At 69.1% G+C, this 24,788-nt stretch carries 24 protein-coding genes and 3 pseudogenes; 13 read left to right on the forward strand and 14 right to left on the reverse strand.

All coding sequences use genetic code 11. From position 1 onward, the window contains the following. The first annotated feature begins 19 nt into the window (after positions 1–19). Complete coding sequence (locus ACFYWS_RS17875; RefSeq protein WP_389276794.1) at positions 20–1,183, forward strand: ABC transporter ATP-binding protein; 1,164 nt, start codon at positions 20–22, stop codon at positions 1,181–1,183. Between the two features lie 31 nt (positions 1,184–1,214). Here ACFYWS_RS17875 and ACFYWS_RS17880 read toward each other — a convergent pair whose 3' ends face one another. The 4 genes from ACFYWS_RS17880 to ACFYWS_RS17895 form a co-directional block, all read right to left on the reverse strand. Continuing rightward, the gene (locus ACFYWS_RS17880; RefSeq protein WP_389276797.1) at positions 1,215–2,381 is read right to left on the reverse strand and encodes an NAD(P)/FAD-dependent oxidoreductase; all 1,167 of its coding nucleotides are present in this window, start codon (positions 2,379–2,381) and stop codon (positions 1,215–1,217) included. A gap of 76 nt (positions 2,382–2,457) precedes the next feature. Beyond that, on the reverse strand, positions 2,458–3,417 hold the full coding sequence (locus tag ACFYWS_RS17885; protein ID WP_389276800.1) for an ABC transporter substrate-binding protein: 960 nt from the start codon (positions 3,415–3,417) through the stop codon (positions 2,458–2,460). Further along, positions 3,414–4,091 carry an ABC transporter permease gene (locus tag ACFYWS_RS17890; protein ID WP_389276803.1) on the reverse strand — a complete coding sequence of 226 codons (678 nt, stop codon included), beginning with the start codon at positions 4,089–4,091 and terminating at the stop codon, positions 3,414–3,416. Before ACFYWS_RS17890 ends, ACFYWS_RS17885 begins: the two co-directional genes overlap by 4 nt. Continuing rightward, complete coding sequence (locus ACFYWS_RS17895; protein ID WP_389276806.1) at positions 4,088–4,783, reverse strand: ABC transporter permease; 696 nt, start codon at positions 4,781–4,783, stop codon at positions 4,088–4,090. The genes ACFYWS_RS17890 and ACFYWS_RS17895 overlap by 4 nt, the downstream gene beginning before the upstream one ends. 129 nt (positions 4,784–4,912) lie before the next feature. Between ACFYWS_RS17895 and ACFYWS_RS17900 the strand changes: the two genes are divergently transcribed. Continuing rightward, complete coding sequence (locus ACFYWS_RS17900; protein WP_389276809.1) at positions 4,913–5,878, forward strand: pirin family protein; 966 nt, start codon at positions 4,913–4,915, stop codon at positions 5,876–5,878. 464 nt (positions 5,879–6,342) lie between these two features. After that, entirely contained in the window at positions 6,343–7,215 is an 873-nt protein-coding gene (locus ACFYWS_RS17905; protein WP_389276812.1) for an SDR family oxidoreductase, read from the forward strand. Between the two features lie 12 nt (positions 7,216–7,227). Here ACFYWS_RS17905 and ACFYWS_RS17910 read toward each other — a convergent pair whose 3' ends face one another. After that, positions 7,228–7,611: a DUF4267 domain-containing protein gene (locus tag ACFYWS_RS17910; protein ID WP_389276816.1), complete on the reverse strand. Its 384-nt coding sequence runs from the start codon at positions 7,609–7,611 to the stop codon at positions 7,228–7,230. Between the two features lie 55 nt (positions 7,612–7,666). Next, entirely contained in the window at positions 7,667–8,131 is a 465-nt protein-coding gene (locus ACFYWS_RS17915; RefSeq protein ID WP_389276819.1) for a hypothetical protein, read from the reverse strand. A 147-nt stretch (positions 8,132–8,278) separates the two neighbouring features. On the opposite strand from ACFYWS_RS17915, the gene ACFYWS_RS17920 reads away from it, so the two are divergent. Together ACFYWS_RS17920 and ACFYWS_RS17925 are read left to right on the forward strand one after the other, a co-directional pair. Next, entirely contained in the window at positions 8,279–8,734 is a 456-nt protein-coding gene (locus tag ACFYWS_RS17920) for an SRPBCC family protein (protein WP_389276822.1), read from the forward strand. A 43-nt stretch (positions 8,735–8,777) separates the two neighbouring features. Then, a complete protein-coding gene (locus tag ACFYWS_RS17925) occupies positions 8,778–10,400 on the forward strand; it encodes a phytoene desaturase family protein (RefSeq protein ID WP_389276825.1) in 1,623 nt (540 codons plus the stop codon). 60 nt (positions 10,401–10,460) lie between these two features. Here the strand turns inward: ACFYWS_RS17925 and ACFYWS_RS17930 are convergent. Continuing rightward, a pseudogene (locus tag ACFYWS_RS17930) lies at positions 10,461–10,616 on the reverse strand (transposase); the annotation flags it as partial. A 64-nt stretch (positions 10,617–10,680) separates the two neighbouring features. On the opposite strand from ACFYWS_RS17930, the gene ACFYWS_RS17935 reads away from it, so the two are divergent. Next, positions 10,681–11,118, forward strand: a complete 438-nt coding sequence (locus ACFYWS_RS17935) for a glutaredoxin domain-containing protein (protein ID WP_389276828.1) — start codon at positions 10,681–10,683, stop codon at positions 11,116–11,118. Positions 11,119–11,229: 111 nt separating this feature from the next. Here the strand turns inward: ACFYWS_RS17935 and ACFYWS_RS17940 are convergent, their stop codons facing one another. Continuing rightward, positions 11,230–12,414 carry an alcohol dehydrogenase catalytic domain-containing protein gene (locus ACFYWS_RS17940; RefSeq protein WP_389276831.1) on the reverse strand — a complete coding sequence of 395 codons (1,185 nt, stop codon included), beginning with the start codon at positions 12,412–12,414 and terminating at the stop codon, positions 11,230–11,232. A 193-nt stretch (positions 12,415–12,607) separates the two neighbouring features. Between ACFYWS_RS17940 and ACFYWS_RS17945 the strand changes: the two genes are divergently transcribed. Both ACFYWS_RS17945 and ACFYWS_RS17950 read left to right on the forward strand, forming a co-directional pair. After that, positions 12,608–13,204: a flavodoxin family protein gene (locus ACFYWS_RS17945; RefSeq protein WP_389276834.1), complete on the forward strand. Its 597-nt coding sequence runs from the start codon at positions 12,608–12,610 to the stop codon at positions 13,202–13,204. Positions 13,205–13,268: 64 nt separating this feature from the next. Then, complete coding sequence (locus tag ACFYWS_RS17950; RefSeq protein ID WP_389276837.1) at positions 13,269–13,769, forward strand: hemerythrin domain-containing protein; 501 nt, start codon at positions 13,269–13,271, stop codon at positions 13,767–13,769. 300 nt (positions 13,770–14,069) lie between these two features. On the opposite strand, the gene ACFYWS_RS17955 is transcribed toward ACFYWS_RS17950, so the two are convergent. The 3 genes from ACFYWS_RS17955 to ACFYWS_RS17965 form a co-directional block, all read right to left on the reverse strand. Continuing rightward, positions 14,070–14,264: a CsbD family protein gene (locus ACFYWS_RS17955; protein WP_389276840.1), complete on the reverse strand. Its 195-nt coding sequence runs from the start codon at positions 14,262–14,264 to the stop codon at positions 14,070–14,072. A 205-nt stretch (positions 14,265–14,469) separates the two neighbouring features. Continuing rightward, positions 14,470–15,555 (reverse strand): DUF4037 domain-containing protein, encoded by a 1,086-nt coding sequence (locus tag ACFYWS_RS17960; RefSeq protein ID WP_389276843.1) that lies wholly within the window; start codon positions 15,553–15,555, stop codon positions 14,470–14,472. Positions 15,556–15,681: 126 nt separating this feature from the next. Next, positions 15,682–15,933 carry a hypothetical protein gene (locus ACFYWS_RS17965; RefSeq protein ID WP_389276846.1) on the reverse strand — a complete coding sequence of 84 codons (252 nt, stop codon included), beginning with the start codon at positions 15,931–15,933 and terminating at the stop codon, positions 15,682–15,684. A 181-nt stretch (positions 15,934–16,114) separates the two neighbouring features. On the opposite strand from ACFYWS_RS17965, the gene ACFYWS_RS17970 reads away from it, so the two are divergent. The 5 genes from ACFYWS_RS17970 to ACFYWS_RS17990 all read left to right on the forward strand — a co-directional run bounded on the left by ACFYWS_RS17970 (position 16,115) and on the right by ACFYWS_RS17990 (position 22,824). Beyond that, positions 16,115–17,371: a tyrosine-type recombinase/integrase gene (locus tag ACFYWS_RS17970; protein ID WP_389276849.1), complete on the forward strand. Its 1,257-nt coding sequence runs from the start codon at positions 16,115–16,117 to the stop codon at positions 17,369–17,371. Further along, on the forward strand, positions 17,368–19,158 hold the full coding sequence (locus ACFYWS_RS17975) for a site-specific integrase (protein ID WP_389276852.1): 1,791 nt from the start codon (positions 17,368–17,370) through the stop codon (positions 19,156–19,158). Before ACFYWS_RS17970 ends, ACFYWS_RS17975 begins: the two co-directional genes overlap by 4 nt. Before the next feature lie 69 nt (positions 19,159–19,227). After that, a complete protein-coding gene (locus ACFYWS_RS17980; RefSeq protein ID WP_389276855.1) occupies positions 19,228–19,566 on the forward strand; it encodes a hypothetical protein in 339 nt (112 codons plus the stop codon). Between the two features lie 285 nt (positions 19,567–19,851). Then, the gene (locus tag ACFYWS_RS17985) at positions 19,852–20,334 is read left to right on the forward strand and encodes a hypothetical protein (RefSeq protein WP_389276858.1); all 483 of its coding nucleotides are present in this window, start codon (positions 19,852–19,854) and stop codon (positions 20,332–20,334) included. 1,395 nt (positions 20,335–21,729) lie between these two features. Continuing rightward, a complete protein-coding gene (locus ACFYWS_RS17990) occupies positions 21,730–22,824 on the forward strand; it encodes a Gfo/Idh/MocA family protein (protein ID WP_389276861.1) in 1,095 nt (364 codons plus the stop codon). A 131-nt stretch (positions 22,825–22,955) separates the two neighbouring features. On the opposite strand, the pseudogene ACFYWS_RS17995 reads toward ACFYWS_RS17990, so the two are convergent. From ACFYWS_RS17995 to ACFYWS_RS18005, 3 genes and pseudogenes are all read right to left on the reverse strand, one after another. Beyond that, a pseudogene (locus ACFYWS_RS17995) lies at positions 22,956–23,632 on the reverse strand (IS701 family transposase); the annotation flags it as partial. 135 nt (positions 23,633–23,767) lie between these two features. Then, entirely contained in the window at positions 23,768–24,511 is a 744-nt protein-coding gene (locus ACFYWS_RS18000; RefSeq protein WP_389276864.1) for a hypothetical protein, read from the reverse strand. Next, positions 24,510–24,778 (reverse strand): annotated as a pseudogene (locus tag ACFYWS_RS18005) (transposase); the annotation flags it as partial. The pseudogene ACFYWS_RS18005 and the gene ACFYWS_RS18000, both read right to left, overlap by 2 nt. Positions 24,779–24,788 lie beyond the last annotated feature (10 nt).

A 24,788-nucleotide genomic window follows, 5' to 3' on the forward strand; every position in this document is an offset into this window, starting at 1 on the left:
CGAGGCTAGCGTTGGTGACATGATCCGGTTCGACCATGTCACCAAGCGGTACGCGGACGGCACGATGGCGGTGGACGACCTCTCGTTCGAGGTGAACGAGGGTGAACTGGTCACGCTCGTCGGCCCTTCCGGCTGCGGCAAGACCACCACGATGATGATGGTGAACCGGCTGATCGAGCCGACGTCGGGTCACATCCACGTCGAGGGCGAGGACATCTCCGGCGTCGACCCGGTGCGGCTGCGCCGCCGCATCGGCTACGTCATCCAGCAGGTCGGCCTCTTCCCGCACCGCACGATCCTCGACAACACGGCGACCGTTCCCGCGCTCATCGGCTGGAAGAAGGCGAAGGCCAGGGCGCGGGCCGCCGAGCTGCTCGACCTGGTCGGCCTGGACCCGTCCACGTACGGGAACCGCTATCCGGAGCAGTTGTCGGGCGGTCAGCGCCAGCGGGTCGGGGTCGCCCGCGCGCTCGCCGCCGACCCGCCCGTGCTCCTGATGGACGAGCCGTTCGGTGCGGTCGACCCGGTGGTGCGCGAGCAGTTGCAGGACGAGTTCCTGAAGATGCAGGCCGCCGTCCGCAAGACGGTCCTCCTTGTCACGCACGACATCGAGGAGGCGGTGCGGCTCGGCGACCGCATCGCGGTCTACGGGCAGGGCCGCATCGAGCAGTACGACACACCGGGCGCGGTGCTCGGCTCGCCCGCCACCCCGTACGTCGCCGAGTTCGTCGGCGCGGACCGGGGCCTGAAACGTCTGTCGGTCACCGAGATCGAGCCGGTCGACCTGGAGCAGCCGTCGGTGGCCCGCTTCGACGAGCCGCCCGCTCGCGCCGCCGCCCGCATGCGCGAGGAAGGGGTGCGGTGGGCGGTCGTCCTCGACGAGGGCGGTGACCTGCACGGCTGGATCGGCGTCGACGAGGCGTCACTCGCCGGTCCCGACGGCCGGGTCGGCGAGCTGGCCCACCGGATGCGGGCGTGGGTGCCGGTCGGCGCGCCGCTGAAGCAGGCGTTCGGTGTGATGCTCCAGCACGACGCGGGCTGGGTCGCGGTCCTCGACGGCGCCCGCTTCCTCGGCGTCCTGACACCGGCGAAGCTGCACGAGGCGCTGCGGCGGTCGGTGGACGCGGACGCGCAGGGCGTGGGGCGGGACGAGGTGGAGTTCGACTCGGTGGCGGACGCGTGACCGGGTGTTACGAACACGGGCCAACATAACCCTAAAGTTGACGTTGAGAGTCCTGTCCGTGGCGGTTCATCGCCCGCAGATTCTCGTCCTGTACATCGCCGCCGTCGATCGCCCGTCCGGGCCGGTACGCGTCCAGTTCCCCAGCCACCCGCCCGCTCGTCATCTCCTGCGCGGCGAGCCTGCCGAGCACCGGGGCGAGCGTCACCGCGCTGTGCGACACCAGGTGGTACAGGCCGGGCGCCGCATCCGCCTCGCCGACCAGCGGAAGCCCGTCCTCCGGCACGGGTCGTACGCCGATGCGCACGTCGGCGATCCGGGCCTCCCCCATGCCCGGCACGACGGTGCTCGCGCGTCGGAGCAGCTCGGAGGGCAGGCCGTCGGTGGCCGTCCCCTCCAGCCGCGCGTCGACCTCCCACGACAGGGCGAGCACACCTCCGTCCGCCGTGGGCCGCAGGTCGATGCCGGGCGCCGAGAGGATCGCGGTCAGCGGCTCCTGCGCCAGCGGCGCGCTCTCGGCGACGAGTCCGGGCACGTGCCGCAGCGGAAGGCGTGCCCCGGCGAGCGCGGCGATCTGGTCGGCGGCGGGCCCCGCACAGTTCACGACGACGTCCGCGCCCCAGTCGCGCTCCCCCGCCTCCGCCCCGACGACCCGCGCGCCGCTGCGGAGCAGGCCGGTGACGCGGGTGCCGTAGTGCGTCTCGGCGCCGTGCCTGCGTACGGCCGCGTCCAGCAGGGTGTGCACCAGGCGCGGAGCGTCGAACCAGGCGGTGCCGGTGTGTACGACGACCTCGTCGACGGTGCAGGCGGCCGGGTCGACGGCGGGTGCCAGGTCGCGCAGTACGGAGGCCGGGGCGCTGCGGCAGTCGTGGCCCCATTCCCGTACACGCGTGGCCCGTTCGTGCAGTGTGCGCTGCGTGTCGTCGCTGTCGGCCCACTGCACGAGCGGCACCGGATGCCGCCAGGTGGGCCCGTCGAGTTCCTCGGCGAGGGCGCGGTGCCCGTCGGAGCCCTGACGGTTCAGCCGGTAGTAGGTGTGCGGGGTCTTCAGGTGGGTGACGTCGGCGGCGAAGGTGGCGCGGGAGGTGCCGGACGCGGGCCCCGCCTCCTCCAGGACGACGACTTCGACGCCCGTTCGGGCGAGGTGGTAGGCGACGCAGGCGCCCAGGACGCCCGCTCCGACGACGACGGCTCGATTCATGGGGCTTCCTGTACGTGTCCAGGTCGCGGACGGTCGGTCAGTCCCCGGTTGCCCGCCGAACCGCGGCACACACCCCTCAACCGCCCTGCCGCAGCAGCCCCTTGTCCTCCAGGTAGGTCCGCGCGACGTCCTCGGGCAGTCGGCGCCAGCTGTCGACCTGCTGGTTCATGGAGGCGAGGTCGTCGGTGGTGAGCACGGAGTTGAGCGCGCCGAGCGCCCCGGCGACCTTCTTGTTGCCGGCCCGTGAGCGGTTGACGACGGGCACGAGGTAGTCGGCGTTCTGGAGCTTCTTGTCGTCGTCGAGCAGTACGAGCCCGAAGTCGCCGAGGGTGGCGTCGGTGGTCGTGGTGAGCACCATCTGGTCCTGCCCGTTCTGGACGGCGTTCTTGGCCTGCGTGGTGCCGACGCCCTTGGGGTCGATCCCGGTGACGTCGATGCCGTAGACCTTCTCCAACCCCGGCTGGCAGTAGGGCCGCTGTACGCACTCGTCGCCGGCGGCGATCCGTACCTTCAGCCCGGAGGCGCCGAGGTCGCTGAGCGTCTTGAGCTGGTGCTTCTTCGCATAGGCCGCGGTCACCGCGAACGCGTTCTGGTCGACGGCCTTCCCCGCGTCGAGCACATCGAGCCCGCGCGGCGCCGCGAGAGCCCGCAGTCTCTTCATGGTGGCGTCGAGGTCGGGTGATCCGACGGGTTTCGCGTCGGCGCCGTGGGCCTTGGCGTTGAGCCAGTCGGCGAAGGTGGCGGCGTACTCGGGCACGACGTCGATCTGCCCGGACTCCAGGGCCGGCTCGTACAGCTCGCGGTTGCCCACGGACAGCAGCTCGGTCTCGTAGCCCGCCTGCTTCAGCAGCAGCGCGTACATGTTGGCGAGCAGATCGCTCTCGGTGAATCCGGCGGACCCGATGACGAGGTGCTCGCTGTCACCGGGCGGCGCGGTCACCTCCCCCTGCTCCTCCAGGGAGGGCCCACTGGCACACCCACTGACGAGCAGCACGAGCCCCAGGAGCAGGGCCACCCGCCGCAAGATCCCGCTCATCCGGCCCTCCTCCCCCGCAGCCACCCGGGCCCGAACCGCTCGGCGAGCTCGAACAGCGCCTCGACGACGAGCGCGAAGACGGCGACGAGTACGGCGCCCGCCACCACCTGCGGCGTACTGGCGAGGTTGAACCCGGCGGTGATGATCCGACCGAGCCCACCGCCCCCAGCGATGGCGGCGATGGTGGCGGTGGCGACAAGCTGCACAGCGGCGATCCGCACACCGTTGAGGATCATCGGCAGCGCGAGCGGCACTTCGACCCGCAGCAGCATCTGCCGCCCCGTCATCCCCATGCCCCTCGCGGCCCGCACGACCTCCCGGTCGACGCCGCGCATCCCGACGTACGCGTTGGTGAGCAGCGGTGGCACCGCGAACAGCACGAGGGCGACGACGGTGGGCCCCTCGCTGTACTGCCCGAGCGGCGTGAGCAGCAACAGTACGAGCACGGCGAAGGTTGGCACGGCGCGCCCCACGTTGGCGATATTGACGGCGAGCGCGCCGCCCTTCCCGAGGTGCCCGAGAACAAGAGCGATGGGCAGCGCGATCAGGCAGCTGATGACGAGACAGACGACCGTGAGTGTGACGTGCTGGGCGAGCCGGTGCCAGACGCCGTTGTCGCCGGCCCAGTGCGCGGAGTCGGCGAGCCAGTTCCAGGAGTCGGAGAGAAGCTTCACGCGCGGCTCGCTCTCGTCCAGGGTGTGAGCACCCGCCCGATGCCAAGGAGCACCACATCGGCGACGAGCGCGATGACGACGCACAGCACGGAGGCGGTGAGCACCTGCGCCTTGAAGTACGTGTTCATGCCGCTGTAGATCAGATTCCCCAGACCTCCGTAGCCGACGATGGCGCCGACGGTCACGAGCGAGACAGCGGACACGGTGGCGATACGCAGCCCGGCGAGCGCGGCAGGCAGCGCGAGCGGCAGCTCGACGGTCAGCAGCAGCCGGATCGGCCCGTACCCCATGCCGCGCGCGGCCTGCCGTGTGTCCTCGGGAACGGACCGCAGCCCGGCGAGAATGTTGCGCACGAGCAGAGTCAGCGAGTAGAGCACGAGCCCGGCGATCACCAGCGTGGCGGACAGCCCGTACACGGGCAGCAGCAGCGAGAACATCGCGAGCGACGGGATCGTGTAGAGCACGGTGGTCAGGGCGAGCACGGGCCCGGCGGCCCACCCCCACCGCCTCGCCAGAAGCGCCAACGGCACAGCGATCACGACAGCGATGGCGACAGCCACGACAGTGATCTCCAGATGCTGCACGGTGGCGTCCACCAGCATGTGCCGACGCGTGCTCAGATACTCGCCGCAGATCCAGTCGTTGCGGGCGAGACAGTCGTCGGGCGGCGAAGTGCCGGACCCACCGTTCACGAGGCGCACCCGACCCATTCCAGTGCCTGGCCCCCGGCCCTGCGCGCCGGGTGACCCGTACGGGCGGCGCTCCGCCTTCCCCGGCCCACACACCTGACGCGGCGCGGCGCCGGGGCTAGGGTCTGCCCCATGAGCAATCTTGACCGCGAGCCAGTGCCCTCTGTGTGCGGCGGACGCGGCTTCGTCGTGTCGGAACCGGTACGCGAACTCCTCAGCCCACGCCGCGTCCGACTCGGCGGATCCACGGAGGTGCGCCGCCTCCTGCCCAACCTGGGCCGCCGCATGGTCGGCGCGTGGGCCTTCGTCGACCACTACGGCCCGGACGACATCACGGACGAGCCCGGCATGCAGGTGCCGCCGCACCCGCACATGGGCCTGCAGACGGTGAGCTGGCTGCACGAGGGCGAGGTCCTGCACCGTGACTCGACGGGCAGCCTCCAGACGATCCGCCCCCGCGAACTGGGCCTGATGACGTCGGGCCGCGCGATCTCCCACTCCGAGGAGAGCCCGCGCTCCCACGCCCGCTTCCTGCACGGCGCCCAGCTCTGGGTGGCGCTCCCCGACTCCCACCGCCACGTGGACCCGCACTTCGAGCACCACGGTGCGCTGCCGACGGTGACGGCGCCCGGCCTGACGGCCACGGTCATCCTCGGTTCACTGGACGGCGCGGCGTCCCCCGGCACGACGTACACCCCCATCGTGGGCGCGGACCTGTCCCTCGCCCACGGCACGGAAACGCGCCTCCCCCTGAACCCGGACTTCGAGTACGCGGTCCTGTCGATGTCCGGCGAGGCCCACGTCGACGACGTCTCCCTGCTCCCCGGCTCAATGCTCTACCTCGGCTGCGGCCGCACCGAACTCCCGCTGCGCGCGGCGTCGGACGCGGGTCTGATGCTGCTCGGTGGGGAGCCGTTCGAGGAGGAGTTGGTGATGTTCTGGAACTTCATCGGCCGCAACCAGGACGAGATCATGCAGGCGCGTGAGGACTGGATGAGCGGGTCGCGATTTGGGGAAGTGAAGGGGTACGACGGGGAGCGGTTGGATGCGCCGGAGCTGCCTCCTGTGCCGCTCAAACCCCGAGGCCGTGTGCGCTGAGCTGCATTTTAGGACTTGAGCAGCGCAGGCCCGGGCGAGCTTCAGGTTGCCCCCCAGCCCTCCAACCGATGCGATCACAAACACTCTTCACGGCACCCGAACGCACGCGTTCGAGTCGCGGGTTTCGCCATCTGTGAGCACGTCTAAGGCTTGTCCCGTAACGCCTGGTCACGGGACAAGCCTTAGCGCCGCTGCGGTCCCGGTGGTCATCGAGAGGATCCCGAAGAATCCTGCGACCGGCGGGATCCACAAGGTGCCGGCCGCAAGGTAGCCGGTGACGGTGGCCGCGTCGCTCCACATGCCAGCCGCGTCAGCCGGCTCCATCGAGCCGGGAGCACGGGGTGGTGCCCCTGCGGAATGCGGCCCGGCACAGTCGCTGACAGCATGCAGGAGAGCGTGGGCCACCATGCCGGATGGACGAGCGTGTTGGCTGTGATCGCCGCCCTCGGTCGTGAGGAGCCCTGATGAAGGCTGGAATGCCGCTGGCCGGCCGTACTGCCGTGGTGACCGGCGCTGCCCGTGGCGTCGGCGAAGGGGTCGCGAGGCTGCTTGCCGAACGTGGGGCCAGGCTGGCACTCGTCGGGTTCGAGGCGGACAGGCTCGCGGCGCTGGCCGATTCGCTACCGACGCCTGCGGGGTACTGGCACGCGGATGTCTCGGATGACGAGGCGATGGCGGCTGTCGCCGGGGAGGTCCGCGACCGGCTGGGGGCTGTGTCGGTGGTCGTGGCGAACGCCGGAGTCGCGGAGGGCGGCCCGTTCGTCGACTCCGACCCTGCCACGTGGCGACGCGTGATCGAGGTCAATCTCGTGGGCAGTGCCACCACGGCGCGGGTGTTTCTTCCCCAGCTGTTGCAGACCCGCGGCTACTACCTGCAGATCGCCTCACTGGCCTCGATCGGCTCCGCACCGATGATGAGCGCGTACTGCGCCTCGAAGGCGGGCGTCGAGTTCTTCGCGCACTCCCTGCGCGCCGAGCTGAACCCGCGCGGCGTGAGCGTCGGTACGGCGTATCTGAACTGGATCGACACCGACATGATCCGGGATGCCGACCGGTACGCGGTGCTGCGGGAGCTGCGGGCTCACATGCCGCGCCCCGCGCGGAAGGTCTACCCGGTCGAGCACGTGGCCGACCGGCTCGTGCACGCGGTGGAGCGGCGCGCCGCCAGTGTCTACGTCCCCGGATGGCTGCGCGGTGCGCAGGCGGTTCGCGCGGGGTTGCCGATGCTGGTCACGCGGCTGTCGCACGGGGCTGTCACGCGGTCGGACTTCACGGCGACCGGTCTGCTCGGAGCCGGAGGCGACGCCGCGCACGACCGCGTGCGCCCCGCCGAATGAAGCCCGTGGGCGTCATGGGTGCGGCTCCCGCTGAGTTCCGCGCAGACTCAGGGCGCACAGCGCGGCCCACGACAGGGCGAATCCGGCGACTTTGAGGCGTGGTTCGCGCTTGTCCAGAAGGCTGCCGAAGACCACGGCGTCGGAGACGTCAGCGGCCACCCGGCACCAGGTGACCGATCGACGGGCACGGCTGCCGGTCGCGGCGACCATGGCCAGCCCGATCGCGGTGTCCCGCGCGCCGATCGCCCGGATCAGCGCACCCGTCCCACGTGGCGTCGTGCCGTCGGGTTCCAGCGGAAGACCGCAGGGCTTGGCGAACCACTGGGGCTTGGCCATGATGGCCACGCTGTACAGCGTGGTCGCGGCGCCCAGCAGTCGATTGAGGTCTGTTCTCATCACAGTGCCAGTCCGTAGTCGGGTCGGGGCCGCCCGGGTTCCCCACGTGATCGTTTCACCCCTGTTCCGGTCCGGCCGTGTGAGCGGGATGGCCCCGGGTGCGGCGCGCCTGCTTCATCTCCGCCTCGTACAGATGCCTACGGCCCGAGGCGAGCTCCTGCCGTACCTGCGCCTCGACGTCGGTGAAGGGACGGTAGTAGGTCGCGTTGTAGGACTCGACGATCTGGTAGGTCCAGTGGTCGGGGATGACGTTTCGCCCCTCGATCTCGTTCTCGACCAGATCCGCCTGCGACGCGTGACCCGCCCTTCGCAACAGTTCGGCGGCCGTCCCCACGGCCAGGTCGGCGCTGCCTGTCAGCTGATGAAAGGCGTACAGGTGGCCACGGGCCCGCTCCACCGTCTCCAGCGCCTCCGAGAGGACACCCAGGGCTTCGACCGTGGCATCGCTGACCCCTTTGGGTCGTACGTGCTCCACGTTCGTGCGGCCGGCCTCTTCCTTGTCGCCCTTGTCGTCGCTCATGAACCGATCCTGCCCCGCCTCCTGCTCGGGCGCCGCCGCACGGGGCCGGGGATCACACGATGGTGCGCGTGGGAAAGCGGCGCGGCGTGGTCCGTTCTACGCTGGAACGCGGTCGACACTGACGCCCGACTCCCGGCTGGAGCTGCCATGGCCGTACGAAACCGGCTGGTCAGGAAGCCGCCTGCGGCGGTGTGGGCCGTCTTGGCCGACGGTTCCCGCTACGGCGAGTGGGTGGTCGGCACGGACTCCTCCCGTCAGGAAGGTGAGGCCTGGCCCGAGCTGGGCGCCACGCTCGAGTACACCGTGCGCGTCGGCCCCTGGACCGGGACCGGCAAGACCACGGTGCGGGACGTCGGCCCACCCCGTCGGATCGAGCTGGAGGCGGACAGCGGACCCCTCGGCTCCGCCCGCATCGCCATCGAGGTACGGCCCTGGGGCGATCAGACGCTCGTCATCATCAACGAACACCCCCTGCGCGGACCGGGCGCGGCCCTGCACAACGCCGCCTTCGACGTAATCCTCCAGCTCCGGCATCGCCGGATGCTGGCCCGGCTGGCCGACGTGGTCGAACGCACACAGCGGCAGACCCCTGCGGAGAGCTGACCCCCACAGGCCCCCACGGTGGCCGCAAGAACAGGAGGCGGCGATGCCGGACGCAGTGGTGATCGGCGCGGGCCCCAACGGCTTGGTCGCAGCGAACCTGTTGGCCGAGGCCGGCTGGAGCGTGGAGGTCCTTGAGGCTCAGGCCGAACCCGGTGGGGCGGTCCGCAGCGACCGCGGTGTCCACCCGGACTACGTGAGCGACCTGTGCAGCGCGTTCTATCCGCTGGCTGCCGCCTCCCCGGTCCTCGCCGGGCTGAATCTGTCGCAAGAGGGCCTCACTTGGACTCACGCCCCGCGTGTCCTTGCGCATCCGCTGTCGGACGGCAGGTGCGCCGTCCTGGAACGCCGCAGCGCCGACACCGCGGCCGGGCTCGACGCGCTGACGCCCGGCGACGGCAGGGCCTGGCTCGATCTGCACGACGTGTGGAGGCGGGTGGGCCCCGACGTCATCAGCGCGCTGTTCACCCCCTTCCCCCCGGTACTGGCGACAGCCAGGCTCGCTTCGCGGCTCAGGAGCGCCGGGGGGCTGCGGTTGGCCAGGTCGCTCGTGCTGCCGGTGCGGCGGCTTGGCGAGGAAGAGTTCCGGGGAGAGGGAGGACGACTCCTGCTCGCAGGCAACGCACTGCACGCCGATCTCGCACCAGAAACGGCGGGCAGCGGTGGGTTCGGCTGGCTCATGGCGATGTTGGGCCAGACGTACGGCTTTCCCGTGCCGGTCGGCGGCGCCGGGCAGCTGACGGCGGCGCTGGTGCGGCGCCTTCAGCGGTACGGCGGTGTGGTGCGCTGCGGGCAGGAGGTGACGGAGGTGGTCGTACGCGGCGGCCGGGCCGTTGGTGTGCGGACCGCGCAGGGTGACGCGGTGTCCGCCCACCGGGCAGTGCTCGCGGACGTGTCGGCGCCGGCGCTGTACTCAGGGCTGGTCGACGAGAAGTATCTGCCCGCACGGCTCCTGGCCGATATGCGGCGCTTCCAGTGGGACTTCGCCACGTTCAAGGTCGACTGGGCGCTTGATGGTCCGGTGCCGTGGACGGCGACGGACGCCGCGGGCGCGGGAACGGTACATCTCGCCGACGGGGTCGACGGGCTCACCCGGTTCGCCGCACAGATCGCCACGGGCCAGGTGCCCGACCGCCCGTTCCTGCTGTTCGGTCAGATGACCACGGCCGACGCCACCCGCTCCTGCGCGGGAACCGAATCCGCGTGGGCGTACACGCACGTGCCACACCACATCAAGGGGGACGCCGGGCCGGACGGCCTGAGCGGAGCCTGGGACCAGCGAGAGCAGGAAGCCATGGCGGACCGGATGGAGGAGGAGGTCGAACGGTGGGCGCCGGGGTTCCGGTCGCTGATCCGGGGCCGCCGTCTCCTCGCACCCCCGACCCTTCAGCGGCTCGACGCCAATCTGTACAACGGAGCGATCAACGGCGGCACGACCGCGTTGCATCAGCAGCTGTTCTTCCGGCCCTCGCCGGGCACGGGCCGACCCGAAACACCCGTGAAGGGCCTCTACCTCGCGTCGGCCTCCGCTCATCCCGGCGGCGGTGTCCACGGAGCCCCCGGCGCGAACGCCGCCCGCGCCGCACTGCACGGCGCATTTACCGAGAGCCTGCTCAGCCGCGCCCGGCGCACGCTCAGTCTCCGCGACAGGTCGGGCGACCGGGCGTGAGCACACCACACCGGCGGGTGATCTCACGTCTCAGCTTGCCTTTTTTTACCGGGTGTTGGGGGGGGGCGGTGCGCGGGCCGGGCAGTGCAGGTGCGGGCGAAGGTTCCGAAACCCTCGGCGGACGCGGGCGGGGGTGAGCCGTGCGGGCTCGGCCGACTTCTCCCAGGGGCGGCGGAGGTCCGCCGCGGCTTTGCGGGTGAGCCGGAGCTGAGTGTGGCGAACACCCAGGCGGACGCCCTAGTTCAAGGAGCAATTCGACTCATCGATAGCCTGCATCACCATGATGCGCTCATGGATCCTGCCGATGCTGTTTGTGTTCAGCGGCTCAGCCGTCGCGACCGGGCAGATCCCCGAGGGGAGCCCCGGCACAGCCGCAGCAATCATGCTGGCGTTCCTGGCGCTCGCCGTCGTGTACTCACCCCTGATCTTCCCGAGGTCGATCGGTGCGCAGGAGGCACAACGCCGCAGCGCGGTCGACGGCCGACCGGTCGTCTTCTGGCGGCCGGGCTGCGCGTACTGCATACGGCTGCGCATCCGGCTGAGCCGCAGCGCCCGCCAGTTGCACTGGGTCAACATCTGGCGCGACCCGGCAGCATCCGCAGCGGTGAGAGCAGCCAACGACGGCAACGAGACCGTGCCCACCGTCGTCGTGGCGGGCCAGCCACACACCAACCCCAGTCCCGAATGGGTGCGCGAACGCCTCTCCCCTTCCGCGTGATCAGAAACCATGACCTACCGGAGAGGCGCCCGCAGGCCCAAGCGCACCGAGGTCAAGAGACAAGCTCAGGGCGCCAGGACCGTCTTGGACGCCGGGCCGACGGCCTCAACCTCAGGGTGTGAGTACGGTCTTGATCATGCCGTCGTCCTTCGCCTGGAACGTGGCGTACGCCGCCGGCCCGTCTTCGAGCGGCAGGGTGTGGGTGGCGAAGTCCTCGACTCCCAGGACGTCTTCGTCGTCGAGGAGCGGCAGGATGTCATCGACCCAGCGCTTGACGTTGGCCTGTCCCATGCGCAGCTGGATCTGCTTGTCGAACATGGTGAGCATCGGGACCGGGTCCACGGCGCCCCCGTACACGCCGATGATCGACACGGTGCCGCCGCGGCGGACCACGTCGACCGCAGTGTTGAAGGCGACCATGCTGTCCACGCCGGCGCGGCTCATCACCTTCTCCCCGAGGGCATCGGGCAGCAGGCCGGCGACCCGCTGGGCCGTTCTCGTCAGCGGGGCGCCGTGTGCTTCCATGCCGACTGCCTCGATCACGGAGTCGGTGCCACGGCCGGCGGTTCTGCTGCGGATCTCGTCGCCGACTCCGTCCTCGTATTCGCGCAGGTCGAGCGTCTGCACTCCGCGCGCCGCGGCGCGGGCGAGTCGTTCGGGGACCAGGTCCACGCCGATGACCTGGCTCGCTCCGCGGTGCAGGGCGATGCGGGCGGCCATCTCTCCGATCGGCCCGAGACCGATCACGGTGACGCTTCCGCCCTGCGGGATGTCCGCGTAGGAGACGGACTGCCATGCGGTGGGCAGGACGTCGGACAGGTAGAGGTAGCGCTGATCCGGCGGCCCGTGCTCCACCTTGATCGGCAAGGTGTTGCCGAACGGGACGCGCAGCAACTCGGCCTGTCCTCCGGGTACTTGACCGTAGAGCTTGGTGAAGCCGAACAGTGAAGCACCCATGCCCTGTTCGGTCACCTGGGATGTCTCGCACTGCGAGTGCAGGCCCCGGCCGCACATCCAGCACGTACCGCAGGAGATGTTGAAGGGCACGACCACACGGTCCCCGGCTGATACGGCGGTGACCCGGGACCCGACCTCCTCGACGATGCCCATGGGCTCGTGGCCGAGGATGTCACCAGGGTCGAGGAAGGGCCCGAGAACCTCGTACAGATGCAGGTCCGACCCGCAGATACCCGACGATGTGATCCGCACGATGATGTCGGTCGGGTCGACGATTCTCGGGTCGGGGACGGTGTCCACCCGGACGTCGCGCCTTCCGTGCCAGGTCAGAGCCCTCATCGCCATCTCCTGTGGTTGACCCCCACTCCTTCAGCCTGGGGCACGCCACGCGACGGTGCCAGCGGTCCTCCGTTGAGCTGGTGTCCGGCACGAAACCTGGGTGGCGGGGGACGGTATTGAGGAGTGAGGTGGGGGTAGTCGTCACGGGCCCTGCCCCGGGCCGCAACCCACCGCACCCTCAGGAGGCTAGTGAATGACTCGCGCTCTCGCCGTCGTGTGCACCCTCACCCAGTCACCCGCCCGTTCAAGCAGCCAGCTTCTCGCCGACCAGGTCATGACCGAGCTGCAGGCGCTTGGAGTGGAGGGGGACACCCTCCGTGTCGCGGACTTCGACGTACGTCCCGGAGTCGCCGTGGACCTGGGGGACGACTGGCCCCAATTGCGCGAGAAGGTGCTCGCCGCGGACATTCTGCTGCTCGCCACGCCCATCTGGCTCGGCCACCCCTCCAGCCTGTGTCAGCGGGTGCTGGAACGGCTGAACGCCGACATCTCCGAGACCGACGAACAGGGCAGGCAACTGCCCTCCGGCAAGGTCGCCGCATTGGCTGTGGTCGGCAACGAGGACGGCGCACACAAAGTGAGCGCCGATGTCTTCCAGGGCCTGAACGACCTCGGGTTCTCGCTGGCGCCAGGCGCGGTCACGTACTGGGTGGGAGAGGCCCAGCACGGCACGGACTACCAGGACCTGGACAACACACCGGAGAGCGTCGCGAAGAACACCCGCACGCTGGCGGCCAACGCAGCCCACCTCGCACGGACCCTCCGAGTGTCGCCCTATCCACCGAACTAGCCGCCGCCCCGACGCCCCGACAACGTCGGCGACAGCACCGTCCGACTGAAAAGGGAGCCACCGCATGCCGGACAGGGCAGCGTCCACTGATGTCGTAGAACTCATCCTCGACGACCACCGGCGGATGGAGGAGCTGTTCCGCCGGATGCGCAGCGTAGAGGCCGAACGTGCTGAAGCGCTCAGGGAGTTCGCCGACCTCCTGGTGGCGCACGCACTCGCGGAGGAGCACGAGGTCTATCCGGCACTCAAACGCTTCCGGGACGTCGACAACGACGAGGTCGACCACGGCGTCCACGAGCACGAGGACGGCAACAAGGCACTGTTGGCCCTCCTTGCGGTGGACGAAGTCGGTGGCGAGGACTGGGACGAGAAGCTGGAGGAGCTCGTCGAGGCTGTCACCCACCACACCGATGAGGAAGAACGGACCATCCTCAACGGCGCCCGCGAGAACGTGCCCATGGAACGCCGCGAAGAACTGGGCGCCGCCTTCACCGAGAGCCGCGCCAAGCACCTCAAAGCGGACTGCGGACACATCGACAACGTCCGCCGCCTCGTCCACCCCTAAGAGGTGCTGACAGAGGCGTTGGACATGGAGGCGTGACCGGGCGGGCGGCGAGACCGAGGAAGGCTTCGAGGGTGTCGTCGCGTCGTTCCCAGCAGTTGCGGGCGGCGTAAGCCATGCAGCGAGGCGATCGTCCGTTTCGCGACCCAGCGCAAGATGCCCGGGCCGGTGTCGTGCGGCCGGCCGCGTTCCGCGATCACCGGACGGATACCAGGCATTGTTGCTGGCCACACCGACAATCGGGCCGTGTCCGGCCGCATGCGTGTGCCCTCCCGCTAGCGGGAGGGCACAGTGCGAGACCGGTTACTGGTCGTCGTCGTTGCGCAGGGAGTCGCGGGCGCCTTTGGCCTTGTCGCGGACGTTCTTGACGCCTTCCTTGGCCTTGCCGCGGGCTTGGTCGGTCTGCCCTTCGGTCTTCATCCGGTCGTTGCCGGTGGCCTTGCCGGTCATTTCCTTGGCTTTGCCCTTGGCCTTGTCCATGGCGCTGTTGTCGCCCATGACTGCTCCTTGCGTGGTGGAGGTGGGGATTGCTGCAACGCTATGGGGGCGTGGCAGGGGGCGCATCTGGAGTGGTTGCTGAGAGTGCCGGAGGGGCTCGACCTGTCTAGGCTGGGGTTTCTCGGGGCCGCCGATGGAAGGCCGCGCCATTCCCCGCCCCGTCTGGTCCGGAGCGATCAGCTTCGGCCTGGTCACGTCTCTGAACTTAAGTCTTGGTAGGTGAAGCGGGCAGTCCCGGCCCGGCGATGTAGCGGATGCGGCGGTCAGTGTGGTTCCGGTCGGTGATTTCGGTGCTGTCGACGTATTGGTCGATCGTGCCGACTGGTGGCAGTGCGCGGAGGGCTGGATCGCTGATCGTGCTGATGAGGGCATCGGTGAAGCGGTGGGCATCCAGGACCAGAAACGGTCTGGTGTGGAAGTGGCGAACGTGCACCTCAAGAGGTTCGGTGAGCCCGAGGTCGTTGTGCATGGCGGCGGCGAGCTCGTAGGCCGGCGACAGGTACTGCTCTCGCTCCTGCCAGCTTCGCGCTGACAACGCGTTCGAAAGCAGCGGGGCGAGCGTCGGGGCGCACGGCAGTGTGGTGAATGCCGTGCCCAGCCACTTGCTGTAGGGCGGATAGACCCGGTGCATCAGCAGGCACAGCTTCGTCAGGTCGCGCACCTGCCGGGCTGCGACCACCGCGGAGCCCAGGTCGTCACCGACCTCACCGCAGCGCCCGACGAACGGTTCTTCCTGCGACAGGCGCATCCACTGGCAGGCCAGTACGTAGCGCCACACGTCGTTGGGGTACCAGGCCAGGGCATTGCGGTAGGACTCGAGCAGGCCGAGGCCGTCGTGGAAGACCGCGCCGCCGGTCAGCTCCCGTAGCAGCTGCGTCGGGATCATCAGCCACTCGCGTGCCGACAACCCCTGGGCGGGGTCGGCGCCGAGCTGATCGGTGAAGAAGGCCCGCAGATCGTTGACGTGTACCCAGTGCCGGGGTGGTGTGTTGTCGGGAAAGGGAAACCGGACCGGATAGCCGTGGAACTGCGTCGGCAGCTGCCGGTCTAGATCCGCCTCCAGTTGCTGCGCGAGAGCCTGGAAGTCTTCGTTGGCGAGGAAGACCTGTACGCGCGGTCCCCAGGCGTGGTCGGTGGAGCGGACGGTGTCAAAACCCTGGACCTCCGAGCCGTAGCCAATCAGCGCCGCGGCGTACGGCACGTCCTGCAGCGTGGTGTCCAGGATCGGGGCGACAACCTGCCTGTAGAACAGCTGGGCGAGCTCGAGTCCGGGTAGAAAGTGGCGCGTCACGCCCGTCACCCTGGCAGATCCATCTGGACGGCAGCCAGCTGTTATTCGTGCGTCCGCGGTCAGCTCACCGGCCGTCATGAGTTGGTCCATGTGCGTTCGCGCGGCGAGTGATCCAAAAGGTTCTGGTCACGGGTGGTCGGCGGTTGAGGTACGTCCGGCGAGGTTGGCAAAGGAGGGCATCCCCAGGTCGACGGTCCGCCGTGTGCGGGCTTGCTCCGCATCGAGCAGGGCGAGTTTGTCCTGGGCTCCGGCGAGGCTGATCTCGAGTCCTTCGATCTCGCCCAGCCATTCTTCGCGTTCGGCTTCGGTGATCCGGGCGAGAAGGTTTTCGCGGATCTCCGTCAGGCGGGCGCGTTGGGCAGGGTCGGGGCGGAGCATGGAGCAGCGGATGTCCCGTTGACCGAACTGAGTTGGACGTCTCCTGGGCTCATGCTGAAGTCAACGCATAGTGATCGCAAGGACGTTGTAGCTGCTTCTGGAGCTCCATGGTGACTGCGTGTGTCCGGGCGAATTTGGTCTCATCGCGTGTCGTCGAGTCGGTCGGCCCGTGGAGGTACGGATGCCAGAGCACAGCACGACGGTCCGGGATGTGGCGGCACTGAGAGTGGCGCGGATCGGACGCGTTGAGAAGAGTGGTGACCCGCTGCGACCGTTCCGGCTCGTGGACGCCGATGGCTCCGAGGTAGTGGCGGTCAGTGAGTTTCTGCACCACATGCTTGCTGACGACGCGAGTCCGGCGTCGCTGCGGTCCTACGCCTACGAGCTGTTGGCGTGGGTCCGGTTCTTACACGCGGTGGACGTGCCCTGGTATCTCGCGAGCCGGGTCGAGGCCCGCGACTTCGCACTGTGGCTGAAGACCACAAAGAAGCCTCCGCGGCAGCGCCGTCCCGACGCGCCTCCACCGGGGTCGGTAAACCCGATCACGGGGAAGGCCGCGCCCGGCGAGAACTATGCCGCTCGGACCAGGCGGCACGCTCGCGCGGTGATCCGGTCGTTCTACGAGTACCACCGAGAGACGCACGGCCGACCGCTGATCAATCCGTTCCCTCAGGGCGGTGCCGCCGAGGAAAGCAGTCCCAACGCGCACCACAACCCGATGCAGCCCTTCCGGCGCCCCGCCCGCCGGGGCACGTATCAACCCAAGGAACCCAAGCCGACCCCTCGGATCATTCCTGACCAGGCGTTCAACGACCTGTTCGTCGCGTTGAAGTGCAACCGGGACAGGGCCCTGATCGCGTTCTACATCTCCACCGGCGCCCGCGCCTCTGAGCTGCTCGGCGTCGAGCAGGGCCTGGTCGCGCCCGAGGACCAGACGATCGGCGTGGTCCGCAAGGGCAGCCAGCCCCTCCAGCACCTTCCGGCCTCCGCGGACGCGTTCGTGTGGTTGCGGCTCTACCAGCAGGAACTCCGCGGCACGGTCCCCAAGGGCCTGTCGGAGCCGTTGTGGTGGACACTTCGCCGGCCTTTTCGCCCGCTGGAGTACGACGCGGCCCGGATGGTCTTCACCCGCGCCAACCAGTTGCTCGGCGCGAACTGGACCCTGCACGACCTGGGGCACAGCGCGGCCAAAAGGATGGTCCGTGATCCGAATCTGACCCTCGCCGACGTGCAGTGGGTCCTTGGTCACGCCCACATCACCACCACGGAGATCTATATCGCTCCCACTCCCGACGAGGTCGTCGCCCAGGTCCTGGCCCACCATGAACGGCAGCGCACCGAGCTGGCCAAACCGCCGGCCCCGCCGGCGCCCGGCTACCGCCCCGAGGTGCTGGCAGCATTGTTCGGCACGTCGACCGCCAACGGGGATCGCCGGTGAATCCAATCGCGCAGGCCGCCGTTGTCGCCACGCCCGTCGAGTCGCCGGAGGAGGACAAGCCGCTGGAGTGGGAACCGCGGGTGTGCGAAGCGAGCTGGTGGCAGACCCGTCAGAGCCGGGAGAGCCTGGTCGAACGGCTACTGGGATTGTTCACCGACCCCAGCGCCAGCCTCGCCCGCGACAAGACGCGGCGGCGGGGCCTGAGCAAGGCACTGGACTGGCTCGAAGGTCAGCCGGGAGAGACCTGGCAGGACCGCTGGATGGCCAGCGGAGCGGACGCCGCCGGCTTCGAGTGGACCGCTTTGTCACTGAAAGGACGCGGTGCAACCAAGCGCCACCAGCGCGATGAGCTGGCCACAGGACTGGCGCTCCTGGTCGCAGGGCAGGCGATCCGCCCCAGCTACGTGTGGCTGCTGCGGCAACGCCTGACAGTGATGCTCACCGAAACCCGGGCCGCCAGCGACCCCGACGCCTTCCGGCGGCTCGACCAACTGGCTCAGCACGCGACAGCCTCGGCCAGGTCCGACGCCCTGAACAAGCTCACCTGGATCGTGATCCGCAAGGGCGGCCGGGTCAGCGACATCACCGTCGGCGACTGCATCGAGCTGACAGCCGCGCTGGAGGAACACCACTTCCGCGGCAGCGCGGGCCGGCCGCTGTTCTACGCCCTACTCAAGGAGACCGGCGTGCTCCCGGCCAGCGCACCACCGCGGCTGCGAGTGCTTCGGATCGAGGGCCGTCGCAGCGTCGAGCAGATCGTCGACGGGTACGGCATCGAGTGCCGGGCAGTCCGCGATCTGCTGGTCGAGTACTTCACCGAGCGGGCTCCCGAGCTCGACCACGTCTCGCTGCGTTCCATCGCCCGCAATCTGTGTCGGCTGTTCTGGCGCGACCTGGAGATCCACCATCCGGGCATCGACTCGCTGCGACTGGCGCCGGAGGTCGCGCAGGCGTGGAAGGAACGTCTGGCACACATTCGTGACGCCGAGGGCCACCCGGTGCGGCCGCGGGTGAACTTCCGCAGCGAGCTGGTGTTCGTCCGGGCGTTCTACCAGGACATCGCCCGCTGGGCAGCCGACGATCCGGCGCGGTGGGCCCCCTGGGTGGCGCCGTGTCCGATCAAGGCGAGCGAGTGCGCGACGAAGAAGTCCAGGTCCCGGGTGAAGTCCCGGATGGACCAGCGGGCCAGGACCCAGCTGCCACTGCTGCCTGCCCTGCTACGCGCCGTCGACCGGCAGCGCAAGGACGCCGAGGCTCGCATCACCGCGGCTCGCGCGACGTCGGCCGGTGGACGGTTCCTCATTGCCGGGGAGGAGTTCGAGCGCTCCCGGTCCGGGCAGGCCGGCCGCGTCTATGCCACCGCGGTGGCCACCGACAGGCGGCGGAATCTGACGCACGAGGAGGAGGCGGCTTTCTGGTCCTGGGCGACGGTGGAGGTGTTGCGGCACACCGGCATCCGGATCGAGGAGATGCTGGAGCTCACCCACCACAGCTTCATCGCCTACAGACTGCCCATCACCGGCGAGGTGGTGCCGATGCTGCAGGTCACCCCGTCCAAGACCGATGCGGAGCGCCGGCTGCTGGTCTCCCCGGAGCTGGCTGAGGTACTGACCGCGATCATCTTCCGGGTTCGGGCCGGGAGCGCCGCCCTTCCTTTGGTGTCGGCATACGACGTGTTCGAGCAGACCTGGAGCCCGCCCATGCCGCTTCTGTTCCAACGCCGGTACGGAACCGAGGACCGGCCGCTGACCCGCAGCTACATCCGCGAGTGCCTGGTCGCGACCTAGCAGTCCGCTCAGATCACCGTGGCCGGCGATCCACTCGAATGGCGCCCCCACGACTTCAGAAGGATCTTCGTGACCGATGCCATCCGCTCCGGACTGCCCCCGCACATCGCCGCGAAGATCTGCGGCCACGCCGCTCTGGACACGACCATGGGCTATGCCGCGATCTACCCGGAAGATGTGATCTCCCATCACCGGGCCTTCATCGCCCGCCGCAGAACCGAGCGACCCAGCGAGGAGTACCGCGAGCTCACCGCCACCGAGTGGGACGAGTTCCTTTCGCACTTCGAACTCCGAAAGGTCGCCCTGGGAACCTGCGGCCGTGACTACGCGACCCCCTGCCAGCATGAAAACGCCTGTGTCAGGTGTCCCCTACTTCTCGTGGACCCGGCCCAGATGCCACGCCTTTAGGAGATCCACGGCAACCTCCTCGACCGGCTCCAGGAGGCCAAGGACCAGGGCTGGCTCGGTGAGGTCGCCGCGATCGAGACCACTCTGGCCGCTGCCGCGCAGAAGCTGGAGGCCATGCGCGACCGTGCAGCACAACCGTCCACCGTCCATCTCGGTATGCCCTACATCCGCCGCGATGCCGGACGAAGCAGCACCAACTCCGAGCACTGAGCGCCGACGCGCTCTCGAGCGTCAGCCAGCGAAATGCCAGTCCCCTCATGGAGTGGGGCCTGGCAGGATGCCCGGATGCAGATCTTGGAGGAAATCGCGCCGTTGCTGCGTTCGCTGGCTGCATCGAGTCATGTCTACGCCAGTTGGGGCGCGATATCGAAGGCCACCGTCGCGGAGGAGGTGTTCGCCCTCGTCATGGTCGCGCAGGACGACTGGGCGCATCAGGCTGTCGCGGGCGCGGTCGGTCCCGCGTCTGCCCGCGAGATCGAGGCAGCGTTTCGGCCCGTGGACGCGGAGGGAGCGATCGAGTTGATGACCAACCTGTCAGCCTTCGATCTCGTCTACTCTCGGAGCCTTCTCCGGGACCGCGATCACGCGGAGCGGGCGGCCACGCGAGTGGCGAAGCTGCTCGGTCGGGGCACGAGCTGGGTCACGAACACGGAGGGCATGGGCAACGGCCGCGCGTGGACGCCCGTCACCCGGCACGGCATCGATGTCGTCGTTGCCGGAACCACCGCAGAGCACTTCGTGATCCTCCTCGCCCTGGGCGACGACTAACGAGGGCCGGGGCATCTCAGAGTGTGACCTCTCATTCTGGCCAATACCTCGGCCGGCCGAAGAGCTCCCTCCTCCATCGTGTCGCCCCCCGCCGCGGCCTCACCGACCCGGACTACGTCGCTCTCAACGAGTGGTTGCACCAGATTCACGGGACAACCCACCCGCATAGCGCTGCTTGAATGCCCGAGCACCAGGCCGCCCGCGACACGAACATGGGCCGTCCCGCTGGCCATCAGTAGCGTCTGTCGAGAGCTTCAACGAGGCAGCGGAGTTCACGTGCCCGCCGTCGGGACATCGCCAGAATCACCGCTTCGAGGTACTCGCGGGCCCGCCACGGGTCTCCGCAACATGCCCACTCCGTGCAGCCGTCGCTCTCGTAGTCCCACAGACGTCGGTTCGGCTGGTGGACGAAGCTACTCCAGCGCACCATGGCCGACCCGATCGAGCCCGGCCACAGGTACTTCTTCTGACGTTCTATCCGTCGAACTTCAGCGAGAGCTGCCGAGGAGAGGCCATGGATGATCGTGAGGTCGTCCTGCATCCGGGGCCGGCGGGGAAGCTCGGCACGGACACGGCCAGGCCGTCTACGCGGCATCGGCCTTTCTGATGATCGTCATGCTGGTCATCATCCCACCAACTGGCACCATCCGACCAGACCAAAGATCGGTCTCATAGTCCTACGGACACGCCCTGGCATCTGTCAGCGGTGCACAAGATGCCCCACGCGCCCCCGCTGGAGTCCTTCGCAACCACTACTCACAGTGAAGAAGGTGCTGGCGACTCCACCCACAAGACTCCGCTGGACAAGTTCGGATAAGCCGGCGTGTTCGTGGATGCATGCGGTGCCGAAGGCGCGGGCGCAGGTTCCGACGGAGAGCTTGCGTCGTTCGAAGTGGCCGAGGAAGGTGTTCCATTCCTCGGAGGTGGGGGTGCGGTATTCCTCGATGGGGCGCGCTCTCCGATACGCATGTGGCCCTCCTCGCGTGACGCCCTGGGCCTCCGGGCTTGACCTTGACACTAATGTCAAGGTTCAAGGATAGGGCCATGACGCACCTACGATCATCCGGCTTCGCGGCATCACCTGGCGCGAGGAACCGGGAGAGGGCGGGGGCGGGTAGCCCTCAGCCGTCCGGACCTGGCAGGCCGGCATCGGCGCCGTCGGCGGGCTCCTCCTCAGCGGCTCTGGCGCGTCATCGCTGACCTGAGGAACTCTCGTCATCCTCCGCATCGCCCTGGACGTGGCCTGCGGCGCACGCAGCCACGGCTTTGCCCGTCCCGGCGCCCGGATGAAGCGCGGCCGGGAAGCGTGTACCGCCCGGCCGCGCCCAGAGCAGCGCACACCCACTGGGCCCGACGATGGGGCCCATACCCACCCACACGTGAAGGAGCAGGGACATGACCACGCAGGCAATCCGGGTCGGGCTCATCGGAGCGGGCGGCTGGGCGAGTTACGGACACATCCCCGCGCTGCGGACGCTGCCGGAGTTCGAGGTGGCCGCCGTGTCCGCGCGCCGCAAGGAGTCCGCGCAGAAAGCGGCCGAGAAGTTCGGCATTCCGCACGCCTATGACGACCCCCACGAGCTGATCAACGACCCGGACGTCGACCTGGTGGCGGTGGTGACGCCCTCCCCCGGCCACGCGCCGCTCGTGCGGGCCGCCATCGAGGCCGGCAAGGACGTCTACAGCGAGTGGCCGCTGACCCTGAGCACCGCGGACTCGGAAGAACTCCTCGCGCTGGCCGAGGCCAAGGGCGTGCGGCACATCGTCGGCCTCCAGCGCCGCCTGGGGCCCGCCAACCGCTACGCGCGCGACCTTCTCGCACGGGGGTACGTGGGACAGGTGCGGGCCGCCCGCATGTCGGTCGGCGTGGACGCGTTCGGACCCGTCATGGCGGACAGGGTCGCGTGGACCATCGACGCCGGCAACTTCACCCACGTGCTCTCCGTCTACGGCGGGCACTTCCTCGACGTGCTGTTCCAGCTCGTCGGCCCGCCCAAGGACGTCACCGCCGTCACCGAGAACCAGTTCCCCGAGGTCACTCTCGCGGAGAGCGGCGAGGCTGTTGTCTCCGTCAAGCCCGATGAGGCCATGGCCATCGGCACCCTGGAGAGCGGCGGCCTGTTCTCGGTCCAGCTGGAGGGCGGCCAGACGTTCCCCACGGGCCTGCAGATCGACATCACCGGCACCGAGGGCGTCCTGCGGATCACCAACGCACGCGCCTTCGAGAACACCGAGGACAACACCATCCACGGCGTCAACGCCGACAGCGCTCCCGGGTCGGCGCCCGCCGTGCTGCCCGTCCCCGAGGCGTACCGCTCCCTCCCGGACACCTCGCTGGACGAGAGCGTCCAGGACCTCGCCCACCTGTACGCCGCGTTCGCCCGCGACAAGGCGACTGGCACCCACGAGGCCACCACCTTCGCCGACGCCGTCAACCAGCACCGCCTCATCGACCGCATCCAGCAGTCGTCCGAGACGTTCCCGGCGTAACCGGGCCTGCGCAGAGCCCTCTGATCACCTTCAGGACACAAGGAACACCCACCATGAATCGCCTCGGCCGGGGCCTGTGCGAACAGACCCTCGATGCGAGGACAGCCCACGGTGAACTGGGACTTGGGCACGGCCAGCACATAGCCGACGCCCGACTGCTCCAGCAACCGACGGAAGCGACTCTCCTGCCCGTAGGCGGAATCCGATGTGACCCAGGCGATGGGCAGCGGTGAGGCGAGGGCACGCAGCACCATGCGCCGCGCCAGTTCGCCCTTGGTGGCGAACGCCGCGCGGCAACGTTCACGGTCCTCGGCCCAGGACTTGGGCAGATACAACTCCCGGTCCACCAAGGCGCGTCCGCGGCCGGAGGCGTAGGCGGCAAAGACGCCGATCTGGCAGTTCTCGGTGCGGCCGGCAGTTCCGGAGTATTGGCGCTGAACCCCGGCGGATGTGGTGCCCTTCTTGACGAAGCCGGTGTCGTCGATGATCAGGACCCCGCTGTCCTCACCGAGCTTGTCGGCGACGTATGGCTGCAGGTCGTCGCGGATGTCGTCGGGCTCCCACTTCGCGTCGGCGAGCAGGTGCTGCAGACCATCGGGGGGTGGCGTGGCCTGCCTGTTCGGCCAGCTGCCAGCTGTTCTTTCGGGCCACCGGGGCGAGCAGTCCGCGTACGTAGTCACGCATGCGGTCGAAGTTCCACACGGCCGAAACGATGGCCGATGGTCACGAAGAGGTCGTCCAGTTCAAGGTCCCACTGCTCGGCAGCGCTCTCGAAGATCACGTGGGGAGCTTTCCCACCCGCTGTCATTAGGTCGCGGCCCACGCGGGCTTCGGTGCAGCCGTATTCCTGCGCCAGCATCTCTCGGCGGCGGTCGGCGCCTCCCCGACCGCCGACCGGTGGGCCTTGACGGGCGTTCTGCCGCTGGTCTGACGGTCGCGGGTCTCAGGCGTCGATGCGTAGCCAGGTACGGCCGGCTCGGAGCCATAGGGTTCCGTCGCGGCCCTGGCCGCAGTTCATGACCACCCGCCCGGGCACCCGCACGCGCTCCTGGCAGGTGGCGACGCACACGTCGCCGACCAGCTCCCCGCGGGTCACGGTGGTGCTGCGCTTGTAGTGGTCGCGGCTGGTCAGAACCATCCGCGTGCCACACACTGCGAACCCGTCCGGGGCCTTTACCGGGCTGCGATAGCTCGTGACTTCGCCGGTGGAGGGTGTGATCCGGGTGAGGAAGGTTCCTTTGGGGCTATACCAGACCAGCCACACCGACTCGCCTTCCGTGGCGGCCGTGCAACCCTCCAGTGGCCAGTCGGGAAGTCTCCCCTCCGGTGTCCACGTGGCGACACCCCGGGTGTTCCAGCCTGCCAGGCCGGCCCCGGACTCCGGGTGGTTGCCGTAGATGCCCTCGTCACCGTAGGCGATCCAGACGCCCCCGCTGCGGTCGGTGACCAGGGCCTGGATGTGGTTGCCGTAGATGCCCTCGTCACCGTAGGCGATCCAGACGCCCCCGCTGCGGTCGGTGACCAGGGCCTGAATGTCGTCACCGATACAGAAGGCCCCCTCCGGCCGGCCCTCTGGGGAGCACACGACGGCGTTCTTCCACCAGGCTCCCTGCGCGTCCCTGCGGGTACGGTCCGACGCCAGCAGGAACCGGGAACCTGGCAGCAGAGCAAGGTGGCTGGGCCGCATGCCGATCCCTTCGACCGTGACCTTCGGCCGTGGGCTTGAGTCCCTCGCTGTCGTGGACGTTGCCGGCCGAGATCTCGACGAGGAGGGGCCGTCCCGTTCGGATCCGACAGGATGTGCATCTTGGTACCCGGCTTGCGCCGGTCCACGGGGCTCGGGCCTGCGTGTTCGCCCCCCCCTGGCGCGGACGTGAGCGGTGTCGAGCACGACGCGGGTGACGTCGATGAGGTCGGCGTCGTCGAGTTGGTGGAGCACGGCCTCGTGTAGCCGGCAGCTTCAC

This window comes from Streptomyces sp. NPDC002795, assembly GCF_042888725.1.
In the GTDB taxonomy this organism is placed as follows: Bacteria; Actinomycetota; Actinomycetes; order Streptomycetales; family Streptomycetaceae; genus Streptomyces.

Excerpts from the sequence above, each read along its gene's own strand:
- ACFYWS_RS17935 (WP_389276828.1), top strand. The coding sequence starts at position 10,681 with ATGATGCGCTCATGGATCCTGCCGATGCTGTTTGTGTTCAGCGGCTCA.
- ACFYWS_RS18000 (WP_389276864.1), bottom strand. The coding sequence starts at position 24,511 with ATGCGGCCCAGCCACCTTGCTCTGCTGCCAGGTTCCCGGTTCCTGCTG.
- ACFYWS_RS17905 (WP_389276812.1), top strand. The coding sequence starts at position 6,343 with ATGAAGGCTGGAATGCCGCTGGCCGGCCGTACTGCCGTGGTGACCGGC.
- ACFYWS_RS17940 (WP_389276831.1), bottom strand. The coding sequence starts at position 12,414 with ATGAGGGCTCTGACCTGGCACGGAAGGCGCGACGTCCGGGTGGACACC.
- ACFYWS_RS17900 (WP_389276809.1), top strand. The coding sequence starts at position 4,913 with ATGAGCAATCTTGACCGCGAGCCAGTGCCCTCTGTGTGCGGCGGACGC.
- ACFYWS_RS17920 (WP_389276822.1), top strand. The coding sequence starts at position 8,279 with ATGGCCGTACGAAACCGGCTGGTCAGGAAGCCGCCTGCGGCGGTGTGG.
- ACFYWS_RS17945 (WP_389276834.1), top strand. The coding sequence starts at position 12,608 with ATGACTCGCGCTCTCGCCGTCGTGTGCACCCTCACCCAGTCACCCGCC.
- ACFYWS_RS17925 (WP_389276825.1), top strand. The coding sequence starts at position 8,778 with ATGCCGGACGCAGTGGTGATCGGCGCGGGCCCCAACGGCTTGGTCGCA.
- ACFYWS_RS17910 (WP_389276816.1), bottom strand. The coding sequence starts at position 7,611 with ATGAGAACAGACCTCAATCGACTGCTGGGCGCCGCGACCACGCTGTAC.
- ACFYWS_RS17965 (WP_389276846.1), bottom strand. The coding sequence starts at position 15,933 with ATGCTCCGCCCCGACCCTGCCCAACGCGCCCGCCTGACGGAGATCCGC.
- ACFYWS_RS17950 (WP_389276837.1), top strand. The coding sequence starts at position 13,269 with ATGCCGGACAGGGCAGCGTCCACTGATGTCGTAGAACTCATCCTCGAC.
- ACFYWS_RS17990 (WP_389276861.1), top strand. The coding sequence starts at position 21,730 with ATGACCACGCAGGCAATCCGGGTCGGGCTCATCGGAGCGGGCGGCTGG.
- ACFYWS_RS17955 (WP_389276840.1), bottom strand. The coding sequence starts at position 14,264 with ATGGGCGACAACAGCGCCATGGACAAGGCCAAGGGCAAAGCCAAGGAA.
- ACFYWS_RS17880 (WP_389276797.1), bottom strand. The coding sequence starts at position 2,381 with ATGAATCGAGCCGTCGTCGTCGGAGCGGGCGTCCTGGGCGCCTGCGTC.
- ACFYWS_RS17875 (WP_389276794.1), top strand. The coding sequence starts at position 20 with ATGATCCGGTTCGACCATGTCACCAAGCGGTACGCGGACGGCACGATG.
- ACFYWS_RS17915 (WP_389276819.1), bottom strand. The coding sequence starts at position 8,131 with ATGAGCGACGACAAGGGCGACAAGGAAGAGGCCGGCCGCACGAACGTG.
- ACFYWS_RS17885 (WP_389276800.1), bottom strand. The coding sequence starts at position 3,417 with ATGAGCGGGATCTTGCGGCGGGTGGCCCTGCTCCTGGGGCTCGTGCTG.
- ACFYWS_RS17970 (WP_389276849.1), top strand. The coding sequence starts at position 16,115 with ATGCCAGAGCACAGCACGACGGTCCGGGATGTGGCGGCACTGAGAGTG.
- ACFYWS_RS17985 (WP_389276858.1), top strand. The coding sequence starts at position 19,852 with ATGCAGATCTTGGAGGAAATCGCGCCGTTGCTGCGTTCGCTGGCTGCA.